The organism is Rothia sp. HMSC071B01 (assembly GCF_001808945.1).
GTDB lineage: Bacteria > Actinomycetota > Actinomycetes > Actinomycetales > Micrococcaceae > Rothia.
Map to the genome: position 1 here is coordinate 17,964 of NZ_KV795068.1, position 25,466 is coordinate 43,429.

15 protein-coding genes are annotated in these 25,466 nt (G+C 58.9%); 6 read left to right on the forward strand and 9 right to left on the reverse strand.

The genetic code is table 11. From position 1 onward, the window contains the following. Positions 1-172: 172 nt before the first annotated feature. Positions 173-520 carry a hypothetical protein gene (locus HMPREF2527_RS00980; RefSeq protein ID WP_070505742.1) on the forward strand — a complete coding sequence of 116 codons (348 nt, stop codon included), beginning with the start codon at positions 173-175 and terminating at the stop codon, positions 518-520. A gap of 94 nt (positions 521-614) precedes the next feature. Here the strand turns inward: HMPREF2527_RS00980 and HMPREF2527_RS00985 are convergent, their stop codons facing one another. Further along, the gene (locus HMPREF2527_RS00985; RefSeq protein WP_070505744.1) at positions 615-1,361 is read right to left on the reverse strand and encodes a hypothetical protein; all 747 of its coding nucleotides are present in this window, start codon (positions 1,359-1,361) and stop codon (positions 615-617) included. A gap of 311 nt (positions 1,362-1,672) precedes the next feature. On the opposite strand from HMPREF2527_RS00985, the gene HMPREF2527_RS00990 reads away from it, so the two are divergent. Continuing rightward, positions 1,673-2,242 carry a hypothetical protein gene (locus HMPREF2527_RS00990; RefSeq protein ID WP_049358833.1) on the forward strand — a complete coding sequence of 190 codons (570 nt, stop codon included), beginning with the start codon at positions 1,673-1,675 and terminating at the stop codon, positions 2,240-2,242. 326 nt (positions 2,243-2,568) lie between these two features. Further along, positions 2,569-3,234, forward strand: coding sequence for a hypothetical protein (locus HMPREF2527_RS00995; protein WP_070505747.1), 666 nt, complete (start codon positions 2,569-2,571; stop codon positions 3,232-3,234). A 105-nt stretch (positions 3,235-3,339) separates the two neighbouring features. Here HMPREF2527_RS00995 and pdxT read toward each other — a convergent pair whose 3' ends face one another. Both pdxT and pdxS read right to left on the reverse strand, forming a co-directional pair. Next, the gene (gene pdxT, locus HMPREF2527_RS01000) at positions 3,340-3,978 is read right to left on the reverse strand and encodes a pyridoxal 5'-phosphate synthase glutaminase subunit PdxT (RefSeq protein WP_070505938.1); all 639 of its coding nucleotides are present in this window, start codon (positions 3,976-3,978) and stop codon (positions 3,340-3,342) included. Positions 3,979-4,085: 107 nt separating this feature from the next. Next, positions 4,086-4,991, reverse strand: a complete 906-nt coding sequence (gene pdxS, locus HMPREF2527_RS01005) for a pyridoxal 5'-phosphate synthase lyase subunit PdxS (protein WP_005507298.1) — start codon at positions 4,989-4,991, stop codon at positions 4,086-4,088. 435 nt (positions 4,992-5,426) lie between these two features. On the opposite strand from pdxS, the gene HMPREF2527_RS01010 reads away from it, so the two are divergent. From HMPREF2527_RS01010 to HMPREF2527_RS01020, 3 genes are all read left to right on the forward strand, one after another. Then, the gene (locus HMPREF2527_RS01010; protein WP_070505748.1) at positions 5,427-7,067 is read left to right on the forward strand and encodes a Na+/H+ antiporter; all 1,641 of its coding nucleotides are present in this window, start codon (positions 5,427-5,429) and stop codon (positions 7,065-7,067) included. Between the two features lie 370 nt (positions 7,068-7,437). After that, complete coding sequence (locus tag HMPREF2527_RS01015) at positions 7,438-8,925, forward strand: AIPR family protein (RefSeq protein WP_070505750.1); 1,488 nt, start codon at positions 7,438-7,440, stop codon at positions 8,923-8,925. 228 nt (positions 8,926-9,153) lie between these two features. After that, positions 9,154-10,653, forward strand: a complete 1,500-nt coding sequence (locus HMPREF2527_RS01020; protein WP_070505752.1) for an MATE family efflux transporter — start codon at positions 9,154-9,156, stop codon at positions 10,651-10,653. Between the two features lie 114 nt (positions 10,654-10,767). On the opposite strand, the gene nadE is transcribed toward HMPREF2527_RS01020, so the two are convergent. The 6 genes from nadE to HMPREF2527_RS01045 form a co-directional block, all read right to left on the reverse strand. Next, on the reverse strand, positions 10,768-11,601 hold the full coding sequence (nadE, locus tag HMPREF2527_RS01025; RefSeq protein ID WP_070505754.1) for an ammonia-dependent NAD(+) synthetase: 834 nt from the start codon (positions 11,599-11,601) through the stop codon (positions 10,768-10,770). Positions 11,602-11,838: 237 nt separating this feature from the next. Then, positions 11,839-12,144, reverse strand: a complete 306-nt coding sequence (locus tag HMPREF2527_RS01030; protein ID WP_005507293.1) for a hypothetical protein — start codon at positions 12,142-12,144, stop codon at positions 11,839-11,841. A 364-nt stretch (positions 12,145-12,508) separates the two neighbouring features. Continuing rightward, entirely contained in the window at positions 12,509-12,649 is a 141-nt protein-coding gene (locus HMPREF2527_RS09775) for a hypothetical protein (protein WP_161800493.1), read from the reverse strand. Positions 12,650-12,744: 95 nt separating this feature from the next. Beyond that, a complete protein-coding gene (locus HMPREF2527_RS01035; protein ID WP_070505756.1) occupies positions 12,745-16,785 on the reverse strand; it encodes a S8 family serine peptidase in 4,041 nt (1,346 codons plus the stop codon). A 325-nt stretch (positions 16,786-17,110) separates the two neighbouring features. After that, positions 17,111-21,097, reverse strand: a complete 3,987-nt coding sequence (locus HMPREF2527_RS01040) for a S8 family serine peptidase (protein ID WP_070505757.1) — start codon at positions 21,095-21,097, stop codon at positions 17,111-17,113. Positions 21,098-21,331: 234 nt separating this feature from the next. After that, a complete protein-coding gene (locus HMPREF2527_RS01045) occupies positions 21,332-25,279 on the reverse strand; it encodes a S8 family serine peptidase (protein ID WP_141744432.1) in 3,948 nt (1,315 codons plus the stop codon). Positions 25,280-25,466 lie beyond the last annotated feature (187 nt).

A 25,466-nucleotide genomic window follows, 5' to 3' on the forward strand; every position in this document is an offset into this window, starting at 1 on the left:
GGGGGGGGGGTGTTTACCTCTTGAATAGGGTTCATGTTTGCCGTAAAGTAACCCACAATACGATATGCACGTGTTGCACGCTACTTGTTTTTGAGAAGTTTTCACCAATGATGGTGCGCCATCAGCTCGTCACCGGCGTAGCGAGCGAACCCCAACATGAAAGGCGGTTCCCATGTTCTTCGATATTTCTGTGTTCCCGCTGGCGGTTTTGATCCTTGTGGGTCAACTGAAAAAAGCACCACCAAGGTTGCTAAACAACCCTAGCTATCAAAAGGAGAGGGAGCAGGTGCTAAAGCATCGGCGCATCCTGGATACGCTCGGCGTGGGTTTTGCTCTTGCCCTGATGATTATTCAGTGGGGTAACCCCGCGTTATCGCTTGCCTTTCAGGCGTTCGTTATTTGGTTGATTCCCAGCCAGCTGTATGATCTCTGGCAGAAGTTCAATGTGTCGCGTGGGGTACTCTTCGCGTGTGCTATCGCGCTGATTGTTATTGAGTTTGGGTTGGCGCTCCTGCCCTAACCTGCACCCTATAACAGTTGTGGCGGTGACCGAACAACGGTCACCGCCACAACTATTTTTAAGATGAGACAGACTCAGATTAGACGGGGTTCGATTAGACAGGGTTGTCGGGGCTGGGCAGGGTTACCACCTCAGACCAGCGAGTATCCTGAGCGGCCGCACGGTTCGCGTCGCTCTTCTGCTTCACATCGGCTGGCGCCTGCCGCGCCCACGCCTCAAAAGCAACAATGTAGTTCTCGGGGTAGTTTGCCGCGAGCAGCTCCTGGCGGGTCGGGAAGTACTCCTTACCCTCTCGAATATCGACGTAGTTGCTTGCCTTATAGGGGTCGGCGCTCTGGATGTCAGCGCGCGGGCCGGAGGCTACCTTTCCGCTTGCCACGTTATTGTCATCGATAGCGCGCACCCACGCCGCGGCGTAGGCGTGATCGGCCTTGTTCTTCTCGTACAGTGCCAGGCACTCGGCTCCTGCTGATTCAGCTTCGGCGCGGGTGGGGAAGTTCGCCTGGTTGCGTACAACATGCCGTGCGGAGACATAGGAGGGGAGTGCCGTACCGCGGTCGGCGCTGAGGGCTTCCTGCTGCTTGAGGGTTTCAGCTTTCGCGGCTTCGTCAGGTTCAAGGCAGGGGGTGGAGGTCTTCTTCGCCGCGGAAGAGGAAGCGGACCCGGTGGGACTTGTTGCTGACGGGGAGGAAATCACGGTCGTATTCGAGGGTGCCGGAGTATTTGATGCCGTGCTGGTGGAGCTACCGCAGGAGGCAAAAAGCAGGGGAAGAAGCGCCAGCGCGGCACTTCGTCGTAGACCGCTGGAACGGAACGAAAGAAGAGCAGGGGTGTGGGTCATGAGACCACCTCACAAGAGGGATGGAACGATATATTGCGTCTAAACATACCCGAATATTTGATAGATGGTCAATGGAAAATATCATCTTAGTTTAAAACCAACACTCTAGACGCAAGATGTGCAACCCAGTAGTCTTAAAGTTCTGACCTGCTTAAATATGTGGTAGATGGGGTAAGAGTGCGGAGGCTTTGCGGGTCGCCTACCTATCCCAGTATTGGCTTTGAGGCTTAGTGGATAAGAAAAACAACATTGAGGCTATGTGTTCGATGTTCCGCTACTAGCTTTTTATGCTACTGAAAGGAAATGGCATCATGAATTCTACTTATAAGATGTTTGCCGTAAATGAGAAAATAATTTTGTATATCTTATTTCTCATTGTATTGCAATTTTTCTATATTTTCCCAACTAGCCTGTATATAGAGTTCAATGGATTTGTCTCGCCATGTGATAGGTGGCAAAGTGCATATTTCGACTATATACCCTTCTTCGTGGTGGGAGTTGTATTAGCTAGCTTGTGGCAGATCTTTAGTATATGGCTGGGTGTAAAGCTTCGCATAGGCATTTTTTGGATTGCGTCGCTATATTTAGTTTTTAAAATGTATGGGACTTATGAAATTTTAAAAGGCAATATCTTAAGTTCATGTAAAGTTCCTACAGAATATATGCATGGAATATTGTGGCCATATGATCTACAGGCATTCATTCTCTTGGGTCCCGATATTGTCTCATGCGTTATTTTTATAGCAGTTTTTATTGCATGTTCTAAGCGTAGCTACTGGATACCAACCCTCGCAGCTGTAGCCGCATTTGTTGTGCAGTGCGTCATCTTGGTACTGCTCTGGGAATACGTTAGGGGACTTATCTATTTCCTCCTGCAGTAGCGATGGACCGTTGAGGCGCAGGCTTTTACGGAGCTGGAGGTTGCACCATCGGCACCCTAACCGTGCTCCTCCGGGCATGTTGGCTTCCGCTGATTATCGGGCAAATAGCAATATCTGATGCTGGTGTCTTTGTGCCGTATTTGCTTCAAGAGCCCGGTGGCTTCCGTGTTTACGCAAGTCAAGGCGCTGAATAAACTTGTTTATCGATTTTCCTCCGAGGTGTTGGATTTTAAAAAATAAACATATTTTTCTCTTGACCATGTATCAAAACTGCCCGTATAGTGAGGGTCAATTCGGCATGTTCCAGCCCACAATGAGGTGACATTATGGCCCTGAATTCTAGGACCCCCAACCCCCGCTATAACGCACTGCGATACGGCGCCGCTCTCTTAACCCTGCCCCTGTTCCTTGCCGCCTGCGGCGGTGCGAACACCGCGGCAAGCAGCACCTCCTCACCCTCCACGGCGAGCGCCTCAGCAACGGCAAGCACCACGCCCACCGTCAGCTGCTCCTCATACTCCGCTGAAGATCTCGCATCAGCAGAAGCCGCCAAGCCCGTCCCGCGCACCGATGAACAATACCCCGCGTACATCCAGTACCGGCACATCCTCGCAGACGGCGCCCACATCATTGAGCCCAGCGAAATCGACAGCAAGTGCCACGCCGCACTCAAAGCAGGGCGCAGCACCCTCCCCGAATACGTTCAAAACATTGATGTCTACAACGCCCGCCCCAGCGTCGGACTCACCGACCCCTTCGCCGGTAGCGAGTACCGAGACATCAAGAACCGCAACGAATTCATCCCCCACCGCGCAGACCTGGAAGAAGCCGGGTACCCCGAGACGATTATTCGTCTCTACGAAAAGTGGTACGAGGCAGCCCCCGCAGACATCAAGAAGCTCAGCGACGGCAACCGTGCACGATTCCTCGCCACGAGCGCCTACCAGCAGTGGAAGGCCCAGCCCCAAACCCCCAGCAGCGCCCGCCCATAAACCCACTCACGCATAAACCCACTCAAAAAACAGCTGTGGCGGTGACCGAACAACGGTCACCGCCACAACTCTTTAACAGGTCTACAACGGGCCTCGGGGGAGGGGCTACTTGCCCTTCACCTCGCGTGCCAGAGCCAGCAGCTCCTCATGCACCGTCGTATCGCCCGTAACCTCCGGGTGGAAAGAAATACCAATCAGGTTGCCCGAACGCACACCCACAATCTTCCCTTCATGACGAGCCGTCACCTGCACACCCTCACCGGTACCAGTCACAATCGGCGCACGAATAAACGCCGTATCAATAACTACCTCATCACCGGCAGGGGTCAGCCACGGCAGGCGCACCTCCGCAGAATCAACCTGCGAACCAAAAGCGTTACGACCCACCGAAACATCCAAAATACCCAGCGACTGCTGACCCGGTGCCGGATCATCAATACGCTCCGACAGCATAATCAGGCCAGCGCACGTACCCAGAGTCGGCATGCCCGAAGAAATCGCCTCAATCAGCGGCTCACGCACACCAAAAATACGGGTCAGGCGGTCAATCGTCGACGACTCACCACCCGGCAGAACCAGCGCATCCAGGCCCTCAAGCTGCTCCGCGGTACGCACCCAGCGCACCTGCGCACCCAGCGACTCCAGCATCTCCGCATGCTCACTCACGCCGCCCTGCAGCGCCAAAACACCAACCGTCAAACCCTCACCCGGCAAAACACCGGTAGGCTGAACCTTCTCAACCATCACCGCTCCCTTCAGAAAATCAACAAAAACAAGGAGGGTGGGACCCGCCTCAGCGAACCCCACCCCCTCATCAAACACTCACCCCAAACGTGGGGTGCGCGCACGAATTACCAGCCGCGCTCCGCCAGGCGGTGCGGTGCCGGAATGTCAGCAACGTTAATGCCGACCATAGCCTCACCCAGGCCGCGAGAAGCCTCAGCAACCTTCTCCGGGTCATTGTAGAAAGCGGTAGCCTTCACAATAGCCTTCGCACGAGCAACCGGGTCGCCCGACTTGAAGATACCGGAACCAACGAACACGCCGTCAGCACCGAGCTGCATCATCATTGCAGCGTCAGCGGGGGTAGCCACGCCACCAGCGGTGAACATGACCACGGGCAGCTTGCCGGTCTGAGCAACCTCACGAACCAGCTCGTACGGTGCAGCCAGTTCCTTAGCCTTCACGTACAGCTCATCGGGCATGGTGTTGTACAGGCCCTGCAGCTCAGCAATCTGACGCTTAATGGTGCGGATGTGCTTGGTTGCCTCAGAGACGTCACCGGTGCCAGCCTCGCCCTTCGAACGGATCATAGCGGCACCCTCGGTGATACGGCGCAGAGCCTCACCCAGGTTGGTAGCACCGCACACGAAAGGCACCTTGAACTGGTGCTTATCAATGTGGTTCACGTAGTCAGCGGGAGAAAGAACCTCAGACTCGTCAATGTAGTCGACCTTCAGGGTCTCCAGGATCTGAGCCTCAACGAAGTGGCCGATGCGTGCCTTCGCCATGACCGGGATCGAAACAGCATCAATGATGCCCTCAATCATGTCCGGGTCAGACATACGAGCCACGCCGCCCTGCGCACGAATATCCGCGGGAACGCGCTCGAGAGCCATGACGGCAACAGCGCCAGCATCTTCAGCGATCTTAGCCTGTTCGGGGGTGACGACGTCCATAATGACGCCGCCCTTGAGCATGTCGGCCAGGCCGCGCTTAACAAGCGGGCTGCCGGTTACGGTGTTGTTATCAGTCATGACCTTATCTTCTCACGTTCTGAGTGTTCGCGCGCACTCACAGGGGCGGATTTTCTGTTCTCTGACACAGTACGACCCCAAGTTCACGTCAGAACGACACAAAACGTCATGAAAAGCGGTCAGAGTAGGGCGGTTCGTGGGCTGAGCAGGCCCGGCTGAGCAGACCCGCCGGATGCACGCAGGTCGCCTCCCATAAACTCACATCCCGAGCGGCCATAAGGCAAGGTTTTGCTCAGGGTAAACATCCACCCACCCGCACTGAACAACGGTAAAATACAGAAGCTACGCCCGCACTCGTCCCCACGCGGAAGCCTCACGGCCCAGGGAACGAGCAAAACATTTTGGGCACCCTGGCACCCGCACACTCGCGGACATCAGCCGTCTATCAGACGCACACCATGAACCAGCCGCCACATCCAAAAGGAACACACCAAATTGCTTGAAGTCATCATTGCCCTATCGCTGGCAATTCTTCTGGGTAATATCCTCGCCCATAAAATACGGATAACCCCCGCCATTGTGCTGATATTCATTGGCCTGGCTATCGGCATTATGCCCGCCCACGAACTGCACGAAGTTCAGAGTATCGGCCTGCCGCCGCACGTCATCCTCGAAATCTTCCTGCCCATCATGCTCTTCTGGGAAGCCCGCAACACCTCATGGCGTGAAGCGCGCGCCCGTCTGCGCGGCATCCTGCTCTCGGGCACGGTGCTCGTAATTCTCACGGCGTTCGTTATCGCTTGGGTGATTCACACATTTATGGGCGTCTTCATCTGGCCTGTGGCGCTGATTATCGGTGTGGCGCTCGCCCCCACCGATGCTGTGGCCGTGGCAACGCTCAACGGCAAACTCCCCAAATCTTCCATCACCACCCTTAAAGCGGAAGCACTCATTAACGACGGCACCACCCTAGTTCTTTTCGCACTCGCCCTGCAGCTTGCGGGTGGTCATGAACTTACCCTGGGGACTGCATCCGGAATGTTCTTCTTCTCGTTCCTGATTGGAACTCTCGTTGGCCTGGCCGTCGGATGGGGTGTAGATAAGCTGCGTGCGCACATCGGCAACCCCATGAACTTCAGCGTGTTCATGTTTACCGTGCCGTTTATTGCTTTCTTCCTGGCTGAAGAGATCGAGCCTTTTGAGGGCATGAAAGGTTCCGGAGTGGTGGCTGTGGTGGTCGCCGCTTTCTACCTGACCTATCGCGGACCGGATACCATCAAACCCCAAAACCGTTTCTACGGTCTGCCCATCTGGTCGTTTGTCTCCTATGTCATGAACGGTGCGCTCTTCGTGCTCGTGGGTGTTCAGCTGCCCAGCGCCACAGCGCCTGTGGATGATGTTCTTCGTGAATACAACTATGCGTGGGCTTTGACGTTCGCCGTGATTGTGGTGGCATGGCTTGTTTCCATTGCGGCGCGTTTTATTTTCCTGCACGTCTCGATCGGTATTATTCGTGCCCTTGACCGTTCAGAAAAGCAGAAGCAGCTGCGCACAACTTTCCGTGGCCGTGTAGTGAGTACCTTTGCGGGACTGCGCGGCGGTGTTTCCCTCGCGGTGGCTCTCTCCGTGCCGACTGATGTTCCCGCGCGTGACTTTATTATCTTTGTTGTTGCGGGCGTGGTTCTGCTGTCGATGGTGGTTCAGGGGATGCTCCTGCCGCTCGTTATTAGGTGGGCGAAAATTCCGGTTGATACCACCGAAGAAGATGAGATTAATGAAGCAATCCGCACGATCATTGCCGAGTCCTTCGACTCTGTGGCTGAGATCGGCCAGGAAATTGGTGCACCACAGTGGATTATCGACCGCATTGCCGACGAACAGATGTACAACGCGAGTATACACCGCAACCTGCACGCCGTTCGTAAAGACGGTGCGAATGCGCCGGAAGAAGCCCGCCGCATTATTGAAGCGGGCGACCTTGAGAAAGAGCTGCGCCTGCGGCATTTGGAGAAGCAACGCAGCGTGCTCAAGCGCCTGCGTAATGAGCGCATAATCGACACGAATGTGCTCCACGCGATTCAGGAAATCCTGGATATTGAGGAGGTTCGCGTGCTTGGTCCGGTTGAACTCGAATAGCTCACACTCCTACATGCGATACGTATGAGGCGAGGCGCCCCACCCCCAACAGCGGGGGAGGGGCGCCTCGTTACTTTTATGTAATCCCCCTTTTGGACTGTTGTGTGAGGTGCAGGGAGATGACCCGTCCGAAGCTTGACAAAATAAGCCCATTTTAGTGATCTAATGCACAAATTAGATCTAATATGTGACTAAGTATACAATTTAGATAATTGACAGAGGGTGGATGCAACCCGTATAGTTGTGGATACAGGGTTCGGATGAATCCTGGAGCACTTATTTCAAGTGTCCGGATGGCACTTGGTGTATTTATGTGGCGTTTAGGATGCCCGAGTACGATAAGAAGCTAATCATTGAAAGGGCATTACTTATGTCGACTACCCCCTCCAACCCCATTTCTGAAGCAACCGTGAAGATCGAATACCTCGAGGAGCGCACTCTTGACGATCTCCGCCGCTTCTCCGGTTTCATCAAGGTTCGCGGTATGGTTGATGTCATCACGAACCTCAACCTTGAGGCAAACCCCCGTAGCGCAAAGCGTTCTCCCGTCACCGCTGACATTATCGAAACGATTCGCGAAACCCCCGAGCTTTACCCCTTCAAGTCGAAGGGTATCCTCATTGGCGCTGCTGAATACATGAAGCGAGATCGTGACCGTTTCACCCTCACCATTCGCAACCCCCGCCTTGAAGGCATCCTGGACGGTGGTCACAATACCCTCGCCATTGCTCTCTACCTTCTTGAAGAAGCTATTCTCCTGAGCGATGACCCCCGCGAAATTACCAAGCTTCAGAAGGAACTCCGTCGCGTGAAGACTTGGAGCCAGATGAAGGAAATGTGGCACGAGATGGAGCCTAAGCTGAGGACCCTCAAGACCAAGGCAACGGCATCCCACGATGCGCTGGTACCGGTTGAGCTCCTCGTGCCTAATACCGAAAGTGACGCAGGTCAGGAGAAGTTCCTGAATAACATCCTCGATATTTGCGCGGCACGTAATAACAATGTGCAGCTCAAGGAGGAGACGATTGCTAACCAGAGCGGTGTGTTCGACTACCTGAAGCGTGTTCTTGAAGAACGTATGCCTGATGTCTACAAGAATGTAGTATGGAAGACCAATGATCCTGGCGAAATCGACCTTCGCTTCTTGATCGCACTGGCATGGATTTCCCTGGGTGCCGTTGACCTGCCCGCTGAGATCCGTGCGCTACCTGGTACCTCTGCATACAGCTCTAAGGGTGAAGCATTCAAGCGCTTCGATGCTCTTATCCGCCACCCCGAAGTTGCTGAGGAACGTACCAACGGTAACGAGAAGACCTGGGAGATCACTAACGCTCAGGTTAAGTCTGCTCTCCAGATGGTTCCGCAGATCCTCGAGGCATACGACCTGATCTACGCCAACTACCAGGATGCATACAATGCAAATGACGGTAAGTTCGGACGTATCGGTGCAGTGAAGACCGAGACCAAGCAGAAGAAGAACCACTTCGCACCCTTCTCTCGTGAGCAGCTAGATGATGACCTCTGCATTGCTCCTGCAGGTTACATGATGCCTGTTGCATACGGTATGCGTGAGCTCATCCAGAAGAACTCCGAGACCGGTCTGCTCGAGTGGGCTATCGATCCGGTCGAGTTCTTCAGCAACAAGGACAACCTCGCACAGGTTATCGGTAGCCTGAAGGGCATCCTGCGAGATGTTGACTTCGACTCTCAGCGCGTTGGTAAGGGTGAAAGTTCCTACACTCAGGTTGCTAACACCATTAAGGCGATGCGACTGGAGCTTGAAAACCAGCGCACCGCTTCTAAAGCCCAGGAAGAGATCGAGCGTCTCAAGGCTCAGCTGGCAGCACTGCAGGGCTAGCATGACTGCATAGAGAATGCTTTGAATGGCGCATTCTCCAAAAGAACGGCGAGGCGCCCCACCCCTAAACGGGGAGGGGCGCCTCGTTACTTTTTTGTCTAAACCCCTAGCCCAACCACTACGTGGAAACGGTACAATACACTAGCCCGTTTTTTTGTGCGGACCACGCTTCTTACCGCGTCATTCACCGCGCGCCGGACACGACACAGACCAGAACCACAGGAATCTATGGCACCTCAGCAGACTGAAAACAACGCGCCCAAAAACGGCGCACCCGCAGGACACGGCCCGCACGGCGCAAGCGAAGACCCGCAGAACATCTACCTGCTCAAAGAAGCCCCCATCCTCAAGGCGCTCCTCTCCCTCGGCGTGCCCATGGCACTCGGCCTCGCCATCACCAGCATCTACAACGTGGTGAACTCCTACTTCGTCGGCCACTACGGCGGCACCGAAGACCTCGCCGCCACCAGCTACGGCGTGCCCGTCTTCGGCGTCATCATGGCGATCGCAGGCCTGTTCGGCCTGGGCTCCTCAACCCTCGCCTCCCGCAAGCTCGGTGAAGGCCAGCCCGCCCACGAAATTCACCGAGTCACCTCCTTCGCCCTCTACTCGGCGCTCGGTGCCGGTATCGTCGCGGCGGCTATCGGCTTCATTCTCGCCGACCCGATCACCAGCATCATGGGTGCATCCGGCGGCTCCTACGAACCGACCCGTATCTACGTGCACCTCATGTTCCTCGGCGCGCCCCTCGCTATCGGCATGTTCACCCTCGAACAGCTCGTCCGATCCGAAGGCTACGCCAAGCAGTCCATGTACGGCATCATCGTCGGCACCGTCGTCACCTGCATCTTCGACGTGCTGTTCATTGCCATCATGGGCATGGGCGTCGCCGGTGCCGGTTGGGCAATGCTGCTGGCGAACGGCGCATCCATGCTGTACTACCTGCTGTTCCTGATGCGCAAGAGCGAGAACTTCTCCGCGAACATCCGCGACTTCTCCCTCGACCCCGCTATCATCAAGCCCGTGGTCGCGGTCGGTGCCGCTGAGCTCATTCAGAGCCTCAACCTGATCTTCGCCGCCCTGCTGCTGAACAACCTCGCCGCCTCCTACGGTGACGACACCGTCGCGGCGTTCGGCCTGGCAATGCGCCTGAACATGGTGCCCGAAATGCTGTGTATGGGCCTGTGCATGGGCGGTATTCCGCTGTATGCCTACGCGTACGGTGCCCGCAACGGTGCCCGCGTGAAGGAGGCGCTGCGCACCGCAACGATTCTGTCTGTGGCAACTTCCGTGGCGCTCACTATCCCGGTGCTGATTTTCCGCCGCGAACTGCTTGCCGTGGTTGGTGATGAGCGCCTGGTCTCCACCGGCGAAGAGGTCTTGGTCGCGCTGATGCTTGCCGCCGTGTTCAACGCGGTCAGCATCGTGTTCGTTTCCTGGTTCCAGGCGGCCGGTAAGGGCGGCCCGGCAATGCTGATGACCCTCGGCATTGCGCTGCTGTTCTTCCCCGCCGTGTACTTCGGCAACATGTGGTTCGGCTTTAAGGGCCTGACCTGGGCGTTCCCCTTCACTCAGGTGCTTGCCTGCGTGCTGGGTCTGGTGCTGTTCCTCACCACCGGGGGCGCGAAGGTACCCCCGGCTGAGGCTGAGGTTGAGACTGAAGGTTCTGAGGATTCGGATGCTCAGGCTGCCCAGGTTCCCGCCGCACAGCCCGAGCAGAAGGCGTAGTCCTCGGTCTGCGAAAGCATAGTAAAAGCCCCGGACTCCCACCAAGGGAGCCGGGGCATTTACGTTAGTTCTATGGCGGTTAAAGCGCTAGTGTTTCGGCGCTAGTTCTTCCACCTAGTTCTTCCACCAGGAATCAAAAATCGTCACCGGAGTAGTGCGCTTATGGCGGCTACGCAGGTAAATCTGCTCCAGCTTCGCAGCTGCCGCCTCGTCGATTTCCTTACCCTCCAGGTAGTCGTCAATCTGCGGGTAGGTCAGACCCAGCTCATCCTCATCGGTACGGCCGGGCACGCCGTCCAGCAGGTCAGCAGTCGGCGGCTTAGCCCACAGACGCTCAGACGCACCCAAAACACGCAGCAACAGCTGGTTCTGGCGCTTATTCAGGCCGTACAGCGGCAGCAGATCCGCGCCGCCGTCACCGAACTTCGTGAAGAAGCCGGTAATGGACTCCGCCGCGTGGTCGGTGCCGACCACCAGGTAGCCGGGGCCGCCAGCAACCGCGTACTGGGCGATCATGCGGGCGCGCGCCTTCACATTACCCTTGTTGAAATCGCTCATCTGCTCGCCGGTCGCGGCAACGTAGGCGGTGTCGAAGCCGTCGACAGCCTCCGCAATGTTGAAGGTCAGGGAGCGGGTGGGCTGGATGAAACGCAGCGCCTCCTGCGCGTCCTCTTCGTCGTGCTGCACACGGTAGGGCAGGCGCACCGCCACAAACTCGGTGGTGCGGCCACGCTCGTTGAGGCGGTCCACCGCCAGCTGGCAGAGGCGGCCCGCCAGGGTGGAGTCGATACCGCCGCTGATGCCCAGTACCAGGCCGCGGCTTCCGGTGGCTTCCAGGTAGTCGCAGATGAACTGGATGCGGCGCTCCACTTCTTCGCGTGCCTGCTCTTCGGTCATGTTGGGCTTGACGCCCATTTCACGGATGATCTGTGCCTGTAATTCACGCATGACTTAAGTGTACGCTCCACCTTATAGCCCGTGCGGTGAACCGCCGAGGGAGGCGAGGTAGTGTTCCACACGGTGCGTTCAGACCCGCCCGCGCTAACTAGCCCACCTCGGGCAGGGTGAGGCAAGCAAATACCCCCGGCAGACGCGTACAGCATCCGCCGGGGGTATTTAGCTAGAATGAGAATGGCGTCAAAAAATAAATTACATCCCTAATAGTATTAAATCATTTTAGGTGTATTAATTTTTTCGACGATCTTCCTTGCGGGAGATTTTTTCGATTGACGCCTCTATATTATTTTTTTTATAGTTAAGCCACCAAAGGCTAAACATCCCGCTAATAGTATTTTTGCCAATATCGACAATACTTGGAAGTCCTTGGTCTTTGAGGGATTTTTCAATCTCTTCATGTGAATAACCCTGTTCTTTCATGATTTCAACAAGGCTACTAGCTTCGGCGTGAGGCCCAGAAATCATTGGGTGGTGATCAATCTTGTTCTGTATGTCAACAAGCTCGTCGTAGAGGGCTTCTTTATTTTTTGCCATGAGTATCAACGCCCCATAATGCATCGAAGGCCTGCGTAGCCAACACCTGCCAGAATTGCCTCGGGAGATCCAGTAACCAAGGGCAAGATGCCCCAGTGAAGATTGGAAAAAATATTAGACATAATTTCCTCCTAATAATAAGTTGAAAAATTAACCATGTGTTGTGGTTCATAGAGTAGCAGATTTTGGGTGAGTTAAGCCAGGAAAACACTGTTGAAAATATCACATATTTGCACTGTATTGAAATATGTTTGATTTTGTGCTTTTCTATGGTTTTTATAAAATATTTTCATAAAAATTTCTTGGGTTTATGTGGGTTTAAGGGCTTGTGGTGTTTACCGGGGGTATTTCTTTCGAAGGAATATCAGCGGCTTAGATGTTCAAAGACGCTCTCATAGCGGTCAACGAAGTCCGCCGCCGCGTTCAGAAGCTCCTCCTGATTGGGGGCATCCTGGATAGCTGACAGCGTCTCATCCTCGCCGTTCTGAACCTGTAACTCACGCATAAGTTAAGTCTACGCCGCAGACATAACAGCCCACAGAAAAGGCCGTGCCGGGGCAGAAAACTCCACCCCGACACGGCCCTCACATCCGCATCCGACTAGCGGTTATTCAGCACACGCACGTTATAGCGGTGCAAGAACGCCGCCATCGCGCCACGCTCAATCGGCTGAACCGGACGGAACGAACCATCAGCCCAACCCGTCGTAATACGCTGCTCAGCCAGCCACGAAATCTCACGATAGAACTGGCCACCGGTCGACACGTCACTAAACGGCGAAGCCACCGGAGCAGAATACGCCGGCGAACCCGCAAAACGGTAGAAGAACGCCGCCATAGCATCACGGTTCACCGCAGCATTCGGACGGAACGTACCATCCGACCAGCCGGTCGTAATACCGCGGGCACGCATCCACTCAATCTCCTTGAAGAACGGGTGATCACGCGGCACATCCTTAAAGCTCGGAGTGGACGGCGCAGTGAACTGCGGCGAACCCGCCATACGGTAGAAGAACGCCGCCATCGCGCCGCGCTCCACCGAACCGTTCGGGCGGAACGTACCATCCGGGTAGCCGGTCGTAATACGACGCTGAGCCAGCCAGTTAATGTCATTCACGAACGGGTAATCCGCCGGAACATCCTTGAAGTGCGCGCTCGCGGCGGTAGCCTCAGAGTTCGACGAGACACGCAGAACCTGCGCACGCTCACCCGCTGCGCCGTTCACACCGGACAGGTCGCCGGTCGCATTGTGCATGTGCAGGAACAGCGCAGAAACGTTCTTCGCGTCGCCGTTACGGTGCGCCACCAGCTGAGTCTCCGGTGCGTCCACGAACAGGTTCGGCACGCCCGCCGAATCGCCACTGAACCACAGCTTCTGTGCCGCATAGTTGAACACCACCGAATCAGTCGTATCAACCACAGTGGTTGCGGAGAACGCGCTAGAAGTGGTCACCGAGTACGAAATCTCGGTGGACTCGGCGTTCGGGTCCAGACCCAGAACGCTCAGCGGAACAGTCATCACCAGGGTGTTCGAATCCATGATGTTGGTGTCCGTGTCACCCCAGGTGCCGTTCAGCGGGTACAGGGCGTTCTCAATTGCCTGCCACTTGCCGTTGCTGCGCTTAGAAACCTTCACCAGCGGGTAGTCCAGGCCCTTCTCACGCACCGTCTGCAGGCGGTAGTCGCTCGTGCCGTCCTTGTTGGTGTCAACGAACACGTAGTAGGTGCCGCGCGGGGTCACCTCCTGCCAGTTACCCCAGGTGGAAATACCGAAGGACAGGCGCGCGTCGGAGGTGTCCGCACCGGCAGCCTTCAACGCCGCCACGTTCGAGGCGGCACCCACATACTGCAGGTCCATGCGGGAATCCGAGCCGATACCCAGCTTCGCGGTCGGGATGCGCGGGCTCGAAGCGCCCAGCTCAAAAGCACCCAGCAGCGAACGGTAACCGCCCTGGTCCACCGCGGTACCCTGCAGGGTCAGGGTCTGCTCGGTCGCGCCGGAACCCTCAGCATCGAAGGCGATATCGGAGCCAGCCACACGCATCGCGGAGACAGGCTTCGGTGCCACGTGCAGCGGCATGCGCAGGGTCTTCACCGCAGCCGAGGAATCAGTATCGGTCAGGATCAGGCGGCCCGAAGCGCTCGCAATGTATTGGCGGGCACCCGAAATGGTGACCGTACCGGTCGAGTAGTTTACCGAATCCTGGTTCGGGTACATGGACGGGTCGCGGGTCTTCTCCAGCTTCGACGGGTCAATGCGCACCGTCACGGTGAACGTCGCCTTCTGGCCGGCACCCACAGACACGGACTGAGGGTAGGAGAACTCCACACCCGGGATGCTCGTGCTGCCCTCATAGTTCAGGGTGTAGGTGTGCGCCACCGAGTCGGTGTTCTCGACGCTCACGCGGTGCTGCAGGGTCTGCACACCGGCGTTCGGGGTGTACTCGAGCACGCCGAAAGTGTCCGAAACCTGTTCGGGGCGTGCCGCGTTGAACAGCAGCACCTTGCCGGCTACAGCAGCCGGGGTGTTGATGCGGCCGGTACCCACACGGTCCACCGCGTAAGGGTTGCCCCAGGCGTCCTGCATGTGGTGGTCGGCGGTGTTCATGATGACGGTCTTAATCATGCGCGGACCGTACTCCGGGTGCGCCTGCATAATCAGCGCCGCAACACCGGCAACAAAGGGCGTGGACATGGACGTACCGGTCTTCACGCTCGAACCGGTGCCGCTACCAACCTCGATGGAGGAAATGTTCGTGCCCGGTGCCGCAACGTCCGGCTTGGTGATGCCGTGCGAACCGTGCAGACCACGCGCGGTGGAGGTGTTCGCCTGATCCAGCTTGCCGTTGGGCACGCGGATCGAGTCGCGCAGGTTCTCGCCGAGCTGCAGGGTCAGCTCACCCGAATCAATCTGCGCGGAAAGGCGCTCCACCTGGCTCTTTGCCAGGCGCACGCCCGGAATGGAGGAGTTACCGCCGATAGCGGTGTCACCAACCTCAGTGTTCGAGGTGAGCACCACGCCGGTTGCGCCAGCCGCCTGCAGGTTGTCGAAGCGTACCTTCGAACCGCAGGGTGCGGTGCCGTCAGCGTCCGCCCAGTCGATGAGGGCCCACATGCCCTTCAGCGCTGCGGCTTCCTCTTCGGTGAATGCTTCGCAGGCGTAGCGGTTGCGGGAGGCGGCACGCACCACGGTACCGCGCAGCTGCTCCTCGGTCGCCTTCGAGTAGTCGAAGCTCACCGAGTAGTCACCGTAGGTGTCCGCCTCGTTCGCGGGGGCGAGAATCTTCACGCGGTCTACCAGCTGGGTCGAGCCGATGGAGTTCGCCACGGTCAGGCCGTAGGCGCTGGTGCCGGGGCCACCCGAGTTGGAGTAGGTGTCGCCCACGGCGTTGTAGTTGTTGGCGTTACCCGCCGCAACCACGGAGAGGATGCCCTCGCGGTAGAGGGAGCCGACCGCGTAGTTCACGGTCTCATCGAACACGCCGAACTCGTTGCCGAGCGACAGGTTCGCGATGTCGGCGCGGTCGGAGAAGTCGCCGTCGTCGTTGGGGTCGAGCACGCGGTCAAGGCCCAGGGGAACGAACGCGGTGGTGCCCTTACAACCGAAGATGCGCAGGCCAATCAGCTGGGCGTCCGGTGCGGAGCCGGGGCCGATCTTCATGTTCTTGAGCTGCTCTTCGGTGAGCTTGGAGTAGTCGCCGCGGAAGGTCGAGCCGTCCGCATTCACGCCGTAACCTGCCGCGGTGCCCGCAACGTGGCTGCCGTGGCCGCCGCAGTCGAGCGGGTTGTTATCCGGGTGGGGCGTGGAGGTTTCCTTCTTGGCGGAGTTGTAGTCGTCACCGACCAGGTCGTAGCCGCCGAGGAACTTCTTCGGATCGTAGGTGCCCTCGGGAATCGTGTCGGATGCCTTCGCCTTCTCGAAGGCTTCCTGCGTGCCGGGGCCGCCCAAATCGGCGTGCGTGTAGTCGATACCGGTATCGAGCACGACAATCTTCACGCCCTTGCCGGTGTAGCCGGTGGAGGCGGGGTTCGCTGGGCTCTTCGCCCACACGGAGAGCGTGTCCGTATCAATGAGGGTGCCGCTGTTCTGCGGTGCCATGTCCTCAATGATGCTGATGCGTTCCACATCGTCACGGTTCGCGAGCGCACGAATCTGCTCGACGTTACCGTAGAGCGCCACGCCGCGCATCGTGTTGTGGGTGGTGTACAGGACCTGCGCGCCGGATTCCTTCGCCGCGGAGGCGCCCTGCTGCTGCACGCTGGCGCGGATTGCCTGCACCTGTGCTTGCGCGTTGACGGGTGCCTGCGCGCGGGAGCGGACAGCGTCCGGCTGGGTCTGAGCGTACGCGCCCTGACCCTTGAATCGGACGAACACGGCGCGTTCGCCGGTGGCGCCGTCCAGGCTGGGGGAGAGAACTTCGTTGTTGTTCTCGCCGGTGCCGGTGTTCTGGTGGGGTGCATCCCGGTCTGCGCCGCGTACTACGCCCGGTGCCGCGTAGGCGGCGGTACCGAACGGCAGGGCGGTCAGCCCGAGGGTGATCCCCAGGGTGAGTGCGCCGCAGCTGCGTGCCAGCTGCTTGAGGCGACCCGGCTGTGTGTGCCGGGTGGCTCGCGCGGGGGTAGCTTCAGGGAAGGTTGCCACTGAATGCTCCTTTTTAGTGATGGTGCGTTTCTTAGCGGTTTCTGCACTGTGTTTCCAAGTGCGTCTGCACTGCGTCTCCAGCGTGTCTGCAGTGCGCCTCCAGTGTGTCCATGCGGCGTAAACGTCAAGGTTCATGCCGATGGTGAAGAAACCTTCACTTATTGTCTCAACGATTCTTTATATAACCTAGTCAGAATCGTATAACGGAACATTACGCGTAAATAGAAAGCACCCGACCACAGAAAAAGGGAGCCGCACCGCCGCAGATAAACTGCAACGGTACGGCTCCCTCGGTAGAACCTATAGGTTCTTAGATTCCGGAACCCTAGATTTCAGGGCTTTCCTTCAACACACCCGTGCTGTAGCGGTACACGAACGCCGCCATAGCGTCGCGGTGCACCGGCTCCACGGGGCGGAACGAACCATCGGGCCAGCCGGTGGTCACGCCCTGCTCAGCCAGCCACGAAATCTCGCGGTAGAACTGCTTGTCGGTCGGAACGTCCGTGAAACGAGCCTGCGCGGGGGCAGTGTACTCGGGCGAACCTGCGTAACGGTAGAAGAACGCAGCCATCGCGTCACGGTTCACCGAACCCTCCGGACGGTACGTACCATCGGGCCAGCCGGTCGTGATGCCCTGAGCCTTCATCCACTCAATCTCCTTGTAGTAGGGGTGGTTGAGCGGAACATCCGAGAAGCTCGGGGTGGACGGTGCGGTGTACTGCGGCGAACCGCTCATACGGTAGAAGTACGCAGCCATGGTCGCGCGGTCCATGTTGTTCAGCGGGCGGAAGGTGCCGTCCTGGTAGCCGCGATCAATCTGACGGGCAGCAATCCACGTGATTTCACGGTAGAACTGGTTATCCGCCGGAACGTCGGTGAAGCGTGCATCGTGGATGGTACGAGCCACCTTCACGACCTGTGCACGGTCGCCAGCGGCAACACCGTTAGCGGTCTTACGGCCGCTCAGGTCACCGGTCGCGTTGTGCATGTGCAGGAACAGAGCCTGACGCTCCTTGTTGTTGTTCTTGCGGTGAACGGTCAGCTGACCGCCGTCACGGTCCACGAACAGGCCGGGCACGCCCGACTCCTCACCGGTGAACCAAACACCGGGGTTGAAGGGGGAGTACTCGATAGCCGAGGTGGTGTCCACGTAGGGGTTGCCATCGTTGTACCAGGTGTCAGTCTGCACCGTGTACTTGATGCTCTGAGCCTTCTCAGCGGTCAGGCCCAGGTCCTTCAGCGGCACGCCCAGAATCATGGTGTTGGTGTCCATGATGTTGGTGTCGGTGTCGCCCCAGGCGTTGTTCAGCGGGTAGCGAGCCACCACGGTGGATGCCTCACCGGAGATGGACCAGACCTTCACCAGCGGGTAATCCAGACCCTTCTCGCGGGTCACCTCCAGAACGTAATCTGCGGCGGAGTCGTTATTCGTATCAATCTGAACCTGTACCTGACGGCCCCAGTGCATAGTGTCCCAGGTGCCCCAGGTCGAAATGCCGAAGAACAGAGAACCATCGTTCGGGTTCTTACCGGCAGCCTTCAAAGCCGGAGCGTCCGAGGCGGCACCCACATACTGCAGGTCAACAGCCTGGTTCGACGGCAGCTTCAACTGACCGGACGGAATACGGTCACTGACCGCACCCAGCTCAAATGCACCCAGCAGCGAACGGTAACCACCCTGGTTCAGGGTCGTACCGCGCAGAGTCACCGTGGACTCCTTATCGGCAATGCCCTTGTAATCAATACGGGAGGCATCAACACGCATCTTCGAGACGGGCTTCGGTGCCACGTGAATCGACTGGCGGATCGCCTCGCGACCATTCTCAGAGAAAATCAGGCGACCAGAAGCGCTCGCAATGTACTGGCGCTTACCGGCAGCCAGAGTCTTACCGTTCGTCCAGTCCTGAGCGACCTGGTCGGCGCTCATTGCCGGGTCCATGGTCTTCTCCAGCTTGGACGGGTCAATACGCACGGTCACGGTCACGTTCTTACGCTCACCGGCACCCACGCTCACCTGCTGCGGGTAGGAGTACTCCACACCCGGGATGGTCGTGCTTGCCTCGTAGCTCAGAGTGTAGGTGTGAGCCTGCGAATCGGTGTTGTCCAGCACGATTTCACGCTGAACAGTCTGAATACCCGAATCGGGGGTATACTCCAGCACACCAAACGCGGTCGAAACACGCTCGGGGGTCTTCGCATCGTATGCGATAACCTTCGCGTCCACGGCGGCGCGAGCATTCACCATGCCCGTACCCACACGATCCACCGCGTACTGCGCACCCTGCTCATTCTTGATCGGGGTGGACGCGCCGTTCATCAGCGCAGCCTTAATCATCTGCGGGTTGTAATCCTGATGCGCCTGCATCACCAGAGCGGCAACACCGGCAACATGCGGGGTCGCCATGGAGGTACCGGTGAAGGAAACACCCTTATTACCCATACCCACAGCGGCAGACACAATCTCAGTACCCGGTGCCGCAAGGTCAGGCTTAATGAAGCCGTCAGAACCGTGCTGACCGCGAGCACTCGAGGAATTCAAATCAAAAGCGTGCGAGTGAGGACCGCGGCCCGAAGCCTTGTAGTCCAGGTTCATCTCAACGGTCACCGGACCGGCAGCCAGAGCCTTCTCCAGGTCCTTCGTCGAAGAAGCAGTCAGACGCAGACCCGGAATGGTCGCATTACCACCAATGCCGATCGTGTAGCGCTCAGCCTTACCGGCCATCACCACGCCAACACCGCCGGCAGCCTGAACGTTATCGAAACGCACCTTCGAACCGCACGGGAACGTCAAATCGTCCTGATCCCACTCGAAGTAAACCCACTTACCCTTCAAAGCCTTCGCCTCTTCAGCGGTGAAAGCCTCGCAAGCGTAACGGTTACGCTTCGGTGCGGCAACAACCTCGCCGCGCAGCTGATCAGCGGACGCCTTCGAATAATCGAAGTTCACCGAGTAATCACCCTGCAACCACTCCAAACCAGTCTTCGTGGTCACGCGGGCACGGTCAATCGGCTGAGTGGAGCCGTAGGCGTTCGCCACCGACAGCGCCGCAGCAGCATTCGCCGGGCTACCCGAATCGGAGTAGGTGTCACCCACACCGTTGTAGTTATTGGCGTTACCGGCAGCAGCCACAGTGAACACACCCTGGCGCGCCATCGTATTAATCATGTACGACTCAGGGTCGTCAGCCGGGGCGAACTCGCCACCGAGCGACAGGTTCACAATGTCGGCGCGGTCAGAGAAATCACCGTCACCATTCGGGTCCATCACGGTATCGAGCGCCTTCATCACAACACTCGAATTGCCGTAGCAACCGAACACACGAATCGCCAAAATCTGAGCATCAGGAGCAGTACCGGGGCCAATAGACATGCCCTTCAGCTGCTCCTCCGTCAGGTTCTTGTAATCGCCACGGTAAGTCGTACCGTTCGCCGTCACACCATAACCGGCGGCAGTACCCGCCACGTGCGTGCCGTGACCGCCAGAACCGAAACCATCCGGGCGGCAATCCAGCGGGTTATTATCCGGCTGCGGAGTCGACTTCTCAGCCACCGACGCATTGTAGTCATCACCGACCAAGTCAATGCCGCCAATGAACTTATTACGATCAATCAGACCCGAATCAGCGGACGGAAGCTCCGTCATCGCCTTAGCCTTCAGGTACGAATCCACCGTACCGGGGCCACCAAAATCAGCGTGCGTATAGTCAACACCGGAGTCAACAACCGCAATCTTCACGCCCTTACCCGTGTACCCCGTATTCTCACGAGTCCACGTGGCAAGAGTCTTCGTATCAATCTCGCTACCGGAGTTCATACGCTCCTTCGCGATAATCGGCGAAATACGCTCCACATCCGGGCGCTCCGCCAACGCACGAATCTGCGCAGCATCACCAGTAATCGCCGCACCACGCATCGCATTATGCGTGGTGTACATCAGCTTCGCGCCAGAAGCAGCCGCCACAGACTGAGCCTGCGACTGCACCTGAGCTGCAATAGCCTGCACCTGCGCCTGACGGTTCGCCGGCGCCTCCTTACGTGCCAGAACAGCCGCGGACTGGGTCTGCTCATACGCGCCCTTGCCCTTGAACTGCACATACACGGTGATTTGGCCTTCAGCCTTCTGCAGGCCCGGGCTGATACGCGAGGCAGCGTCACCGGATGCGCTCGCAGTGCTTCCTTCGACCTGCTGGGGGCTCTGAGCGTGAGCTGCAGAGAAAGTGGCGGGAACGCCGAGAGTAAGGGCAAGAGCTGCACTCAAACCGGTCGCACCGACAGCCTTCATTCTGCGGCGTGGCGCATGAGGCGTTGTCATGGAATCCTCCTTCGGATTTTCTATTTTTCGATGGTGCTGTGTGCTCTGTGGTTGTGTATCGGTGATGTGCGGAGGCGGCCCCACCGGCAGACGACGAGTGAGTGCATCCGCCGGTGAAACCGCCACCAAAACTTGAGAGGTTCCGGGGTCTTCAGGCCCCGGAGCCTGCCGGTTCCGGGTACCCCTCCCACCCCATGCAGGAGGTGGGAGAGGACCCGAACCATTCGCTACCGTCTAGCGGCCGGCCTGGTTAGCAACCTTCTCGGTGTAGCGGTAGATGAACGCAGCCATTGCGTCGCGGGCAATGGGGGTCACCGGGCGGTAGGTGCCGTCCGGCCAGCCGGTGCTGATGCCCTTCGAAGCCAGCCACGTGATTTCACGGTAGAACTGGTTATCGGTGGAAACATCGCTGAAGTGGCTGGTTGCGGGCAGATCCACGTGCGGGGAACCCGCTGCACGGTAGAAGAACGCAGCCATGGCGTCACGGTTCACCGGTGCGGAGGGGCGGAACGTGCCGTCCGAGTAGCCGGTGGTGATGCCCTGAGCCTTCATCCACTCAATCTCCTTGTAGAAGGGGTGCGTGGTGGGCACATCCTTGAAGCTCGGAGTGGAGGGGGCAGTGAACTGCGGGGAACCCTGCATGCGGTAGAAGAACGCCGCCATTGCGCCACGTTCCACGGACTCCAGCGGGCGGTAGGTGCCGTCCGGGTAGCCGGTGGTGATGCCGCGCTGAGCCAACCAAGAGATCTCGGTGTAGAACTGGTCGGTGTTCTTCACATCGGTGAAGCGGGACGGAGTGATGTACTCGGTCTGCTGCTCCTTGATGTTCAGCACCTCGGCGCGGTTGCCCTTGGCGCCGTTGGTACCGGAGAGGTCGCCGGTGCCGTTGTGCAGGTGCAGCAGCAGCGCCTTGGCGGGGGTACCGGATTCGCCGAGCGCGGGGATTGCGTCAGCGGAGCGGTGCGCCGTCAGGGTGGTGGTGGAGGCATCCGGGTGAAGGCCAGCCACGGCGGAGGAGTCGCCGCTGAACCACAGCTTGGGGCTGAAGGGGCGGTACTTGATCCAGCCGGTTTCGCTGACGTTACCCCACTCGTACTGGGTGGTTGCGCTGACTCGGTACTGGATGTCCGGGTTGTTTGCGCTGGTCAGGCCCAGGTCCTTGAGGGGTGCACTCATGATGAGGGTGTTGGTGTCCATCATGTTGGTGTCCACATCACCCCAGGCGCCGTTGAGCGGGTAGTAGCCAAGCTCGACAAGGTTGCCGTTCTTGTAGCCGTAGAGGCGAACCAGCGGGTAGTCCAGGCCCTTAGCGCGGTCGGTGACCAGCTTGTAGTCGGCGCGGTTGTTGCCGTCAGTGTCGATTTCTACGGTGAAGGTGTTCTCGTAGGAGACAACATCCCAGTTCGCCCAGGTGGAGATGCCGAAGCGCAGGGTACCGTCGTCGGCGTTACCGCCGGCGGCCTTCAGCGCGGGAGCATCCGAGGAAGCACCGACGTACTGCAGGTTCGCCTTAACGTTGCTGTTCAGCGACAGGGAGGTGGGAGCTACACGGTCCACGCTCGCACCGTACTCGAAAGCGCCAAGCAGGGAGCGGTAGCCGCCCTGGTTGACCTCGGTGCCGCGCAGCGAAATCTGGGACTTGGTCCAGCCGGTGTCTGCCTTCTGAGCCTCGTCGCTGGAGGGCTTCTGGGTGAAGGTGACGGTGTCTTCGGCAGCGTGCATGGTGCTCACGGGCTTGGGGGCTACGTGAACGGGCAGGCGCAGTGCCTTGGTGCCGTCTTCGGTGAGGACGAGTCGGCCGGATGCGCTGGCAATGTACTGACGGTACTGTTCGGGAACGATTTCGTTGCCGGTGTAGTAGTCAGTTGCGTTCTGGGTGGTGTCCATTGCTGCGTCGCGGGTCTTCTCCAGCTTGGACGGGTCGATGCGCACGGTGACTTCGAACTTCTTAGTTTCACCGGGTGCGAGGGTGACCGCGGAGGGGAAGGAGTATTCCACGCCGGGAATATTAGTGCTTTCAGCGTAGGACAGGGCGTAGGTGTGCGCCACGGAGTCGGTGTTCTCGACCGTCACCTCGCGGGTGAGGGTCTGAACGCCAGCATCCGGTGCGTACTCGAGCACACCGAAGCTCAGGGACACGGTACCGCTCTTGTCAGCGTTGTAGACGAGGGACTTCGACTGCACGGCAGCGAGGGTGTCGACTCGTCCGGCGCCCACACGGTCCACCGCGTACGCGGCACCGGATTCGGTGCGCACATCGTGGGTTGCGGTGTTCATGAGGGCGGACTTGACCTGTGCGGGGGTGTAGGTCGGGTGGCTCTGCATGACCAGGGCGGCGGAGCCGGTCACGTAGGGTGCCGCCATGGAGGTGCCGCTGAAGGTCACAGAGTTGTTACCGGTCGCTACCGCCGCGGAGGTGATGTACGAGCCGGGTGCCGCAATGTCGGGCTTGGTGTAGCCGTAGCTGCCGTGGAAGCCACGGGCACTCATGGGGTTCAGCTGATCCAGCTTATCGGTGTCCACGCGCAGGGAGGACTTCAGCTCGTTGCCGAGGCGCACGGTCAGGGGCTTACCTGCCGCTTCTGCTGCGGTGATCTGTGCACGCAGGTCCTTAGCGGCGGATGCTGCCAGGCGGAAGCCGGGCAGGGTCTCGTTACCGGCGATGCCCAGGCCGGGCTCCTCGTCGTGACCGGCGAGTAGCACGCCCTTGGCGCCTGCGGCCTGCAGGTTGTCGAAGCGCACCTTGGAGCCGCAGGCGAGTTCACCGTCGGCCTCGGCCCAGTCGATGAGCACCCACTTGCCCTTTACAGCTGCCGCTTCGTCGGCGCTGAGGGCGTTGCAGGCATAGCGGTTGTTCTCGGAGATTGCGGTGAGTTCACCGGTGAATTCCTTGGTGCCCGCCTGTGCCCAGGGGTAGGAGACGCTGTAGTCGCCGCGTACCTTGCGGGTGGTGCCGGTGGCGGGGTCGGTCAGCTCTGCCGCATCGACGGCGCGGGTGGAGCCGTAGGCGTTAGCTACGGTGATTGCGCTGGCTGCGGTGGCGGGGTGACCGGAGTTGGAGTAGGTGTCGCCGCGCAGGCTGTAGTCGTTGGCGTTACCCGCGGAGATCACGGAGAGCACGCCGGCGCGGGTGAGCGCGTCAACGGCGTAGGCTTCGGGGTCGTCCTGCGGGGAGAATTCGCCGCCGAGGGACATGTTGACCACGTTCACGCGGTCGGAGAAGTCGCCGTCACCGTTGGGGTCGAGGGCACGGTCGAGCGCCTCGATCACCACGTTGGTGCTGCCGCTGCAACCGAAGACGCGGAAGGCGTAGATTTCAGCGTCGGGGGCAACGCCGGGGCCAATCTTCATGGTCTTGAGCTGCTCTGCGGTGAGCTTGCTGTAGTCGCCGGTGAAGGTGGAGCCGTCGGCGTTCACGCCGTAGCCTGCCGCGGTGCCCGCCACGTGGGTGCCGTGGCCGCCGGTGGTGCAGTCGAGCGGGTTGCCGTCGGGGGTTGCGGTGTTGCTGCCGTCGTAGGCGTCACCAACGAGGTCGTAGCCGCCAGCAACCTTGGTGCGGTTGATGAGTCCGGAGTCTGCGGAGGGCAGCTCGGTGAGCTTGGATGCCTTCTCGTAGTCTTCGAGCTTGCCGCTACCGCCGAAGTCGGTGTGGGTGTAGTCGATGCCGGAGTCGATGACGGCGATCTTCACGCCCTTGCCGGTGTATCCGCCCGCGCCGGCGGGGTTGGTGGTGCCGGTCCAGGTGGCGAGGGAGCCTGCGTCAATAGCGGCGCCCGCGTTCTGGCGGTACTTGGGCAGGATGGGCGAGATCTTCTCTACGTCGGAGCGGTTGGCGAGTGCCTTGATGGACTCGGCGTCACCGCGCACTGCCACGCCGCGTACTGCGTTGTGGGTGGTGTAGAGGACCTGCGCGCCGGACTGGCTGCTGACCTGCTGTGCCTGGCTCTGCACCTGGGAGGCGATTGCCTGCACCTGTGAGCTGGTGTTGACGGGTGCCTGCACGCCGGCGCGTACGCCTGCGGGCTGGGTCTGTTCAAAGGCGCCCTTACCCTTGAAGCGGACGAAGGCGGTGACGGTGCCGCTGGCGTTCTTCATGCTTTCGCTGAGTACCTGCTTGACGGCGTCGGGGTCTTCCGCGGCGTGGGCGGTGGTGCCCAGGGCTGCGAGGGGGCTCAGTGCCATGCTGAGGGTGAGTAGCCCGCTGCCGATTCGGCGTCGATGCGACCGGCCGCGGGGGTTTGGGGAGGCGGTGTGTTGCACGGTGCTCCTTTGCTTGGCTCCCGGGGTGTTTCTGGGAGGCTGGTGTGTTTTTCTGGTGGGTTCCAGCTGAGCTTGAACACACTAGATGTGAACTAGGATACACCTCAAA